Annotated in this window: 1 rRNA gene; it reads right to left on the bottom strand. The window is 52.2% G+C overall.

Annotated features, from left to right (window positions below):
- A 23S ribosomal RNA gene (locus tag D7Y06_RS23870) occupies positions 1–2834 on the bottom strand; the annotation flags it as partial.
- Positions 2835–2969 lie beyond the last annotated feature (135 nt).

Here is a 2969-nt window from a genome sequence, read left to right as displayed (position 1 = left end):
CACCCCTGCCCTATCTACCTTGTCGTCTTCAAGGGGTCTTACCCGCTTTTGCGGGGGATATCTCATCTTAAGGGGGGCTTCACGCTTAGATGCCTTCAGCGTTTATCCCTTCCAGACTTGGCTACCCTGCCATGCCTTTGGTAAGACAGCAGGTACACCAGTGGTCCGTCCAGCCCGGTCCTCTCGTACTAAGGCCAGCTCCTTTCAAATATCCTGCGCCCGCGCCGGATAGGGACCGAACTGTCTCACGACGTTCTGAACCCAGCTCGCGTACCGCTTTAATGGGCGAACAGCCCAACCCTTGGGACCTGCTACAGCCCCAGGATGCGATGAGCCGACATCGAGGTGCCAAACCACTCCGTCGATGTGAACTCTTGGGAGTGATAAGCCTGTTATCCCCAGGGTAGCTTTTATCCGTTGAGCGATGGCAATCCCACTTTATACCACCGGATCACTAAGTCCTAGTTTCCTACCTGCTCCACCCGTCGGTGTCGCAGTCAAGCTCCCTTCTGCCTTTGCACTCTTTAAATGGTTTCCGACCATTCTGAGGGAACCTTTGAGCGCCTCCGATACCCTTTCGGAGGCGACCGCCCCAGTCAAACTCCCCGCCTGACATTGTCCCAGCCCCGGCTTACGGGCGCTGGTTAGAAACCCGGTACTGCAAGGGTGGTATCCCAACAGCGGCTCTGGAAAGACTGGCGTCCTTCCTTCACAGCCTCCCACCTATCCTGTACATGCAGTACCAAATCCCAGTATCAGACTGGAGTAAAGCTCCATGGGGTCTTTCCGTCCTGGCGCGGGTAGCCAGCATCTTCACTGGCACTTCAATTTCACCGGATGCATTGTCGAGACAGTGCTCAAATCATTACGCCTTTCGTGCGGGTCGGAACTTACCCGACAAGGAATTTCGCTACCTTAGGACCGTTATAGTTACGGCCGCCGTTTACTGGGGCTTAAATTCAAAGCTTCGCTTGCGCTGACCTCTCCTCTTAACCTTCCAGCACCGGGCAGGCGTCAGCCCATATACCTCACCTTACGGTTTCGCATAGACCTGTGTTTTTGCTAAACAGTTGCTTGAGCCTATTCTCTGCGGCCTGGTTTCCCAGGCGCCCCTTCTCCCGAAGTTACGGGGCCATTTTGCCGAATTCCTTAACAATGCTTCTTCCGTCGGCCTTAGGATTCTCTCCTCATCCACCTGTGTCGGTTTACGGTACGGGCATCTATGAAACTATAGCGGCTTTTCTCGGCGGCCGGCCTGTGTGCTTCGCTACTTATATTTCGCTCCACTTAACGCCTTTGGCTTATGCAGCGGATTTGCCGGCTGCACGCCTCCTGCGCTTGTACCGGTCTTTCCATTCCCGGCTCACACTTTCCTTCCGCGTCCCCACAGTTCTGTCCATAGACGGTACAGGAATCTCAACCTGTTGTCCATCGGCTACGCATTTCTGCCTCGCCTTAGGCCCCGACTTACCCAGGGCAGATCAGCTTTACCCTGGAAACCTTAGATATTCGGCCGGAAGGATTCCCACCTTCCTCTCGCTACTCATTCCGGCATTCTCTCTTCTTATCCCTCCACCGCCCCTTCCGGTACGGCTTCATCAGTTTTAAGAATGCTCCTCTACCAATGTATTAATACATTCCTGAGCTTCGGTGGTGCATTTTAGCCCCGGACATTTTCGGCGCAGGGACTCTCGACTAGTGAGCTGTTACGCACTCTTTGAATGTATGGCTGCTTCTGAGCCAACATCCTAGCTGTCTTTGAATCCCCACATCCTTTTCCACTTAATGCACACTTTGGGACCTTAGCTGCAGGTCTGGGCTCTTTCCCTTTTGACTGCCCGACTTATCTCGTCCAGTCTGACTCCCGTATAACGTCTTTATGGCATTCGGAGTTTGATATTCTTTGGTAAGCTTTGACGCCCCCGCGGAAATTCAGTGCTCTACCTCCACAAGACTCATACGAGGCTAGCCCTAAAGCTATTTCGAGGAGAACCAGCTATCTCCGGGTTCGATTGGAATTTCTCCCCTATCCACACCTCATCCCCACCCTTTTCAACGGATGTGGGTTCGGTCCTCCAATGCCTTTTACGGCATCTTCAACCTGGACATGGATAGATCACCCGGTTTCGGGTCTGCGTATGCCGACTTAACGCCCTATTAAGACTTGGTTTCCCTTCGGCTCCGCGCCTGTAGCGCTTAACCTTGCCTGCATCCGCAACTCGCCGGACCGTTCTACAAAAAGTACGCAGTTCACCTAATGTTGGTGTCCCACAGTTTGTAGACACAGGGTTTCAGGTTCTCTTTCACTCCCCTCCCGGGGTCCTTTTCACCTTTCCTTCACAGTACTATGCTCTATCGGTCACTAAGGAGTATTTAGCCTTACGGGGTGGTCCCCGCTCATTCCATCAAGGTTTCTCGTGTCTCGATGTACTCTGGATACCGCCGCGTCATGTCCTTTTTTGCTTACGGGGCTTTCACCCTCTCTGGCTGGCTTTCCCAAAACCATTCTGCTAAATTCCATGAATCGCTTCTGCGGTCCGAACCCCGGGATGCACGCATCCCGGTTTGGGCTCTTCCGGTTTCGCTCGCCGCTACTTCCGGAATCGATGTTTCTTTCTCTTCCTCCGGCTACTTAGATGTTTCAGTTCACCGGGTTCCCCTCCATACGTTATGAATTGGCGTATGGATACACGGCTTCACCGTGTGGGTTTCCCCATTCAGATATCCATGGATCGTTGGATATGTGCTCCTCCCCATGGCTTTTCGCAGCTTATCACGTCTTTCTTCGGCTCTTAGTGCCAAGGCATCCACCCTGCGCCCTTACTTGCTTGACCATTCCGTATAGCGTTACGGTTTCTGCTTATAAAAGCTTGTTTTTCTTTCTACAAAATCTGTTTTTTTCTCGGATGTCTTGATATTTAAAAGTTATCTTTTATCATCAATCTCTGTATGAAGTTTTCAAGGTACAT

Source organism: Roseburia sp. 1XD42-69 (assembly GCF_003612565.1).
In the GTDB taxonomy this organism is placed as follows: domain Bacteria; phylum Bacillota; class Clostridia; order Lachnospirales; family Lachnospiraceae; genus Roseburia_B.
This window is presented reverse-complemented; position numbering and strand designations above follow the sequence as displayed.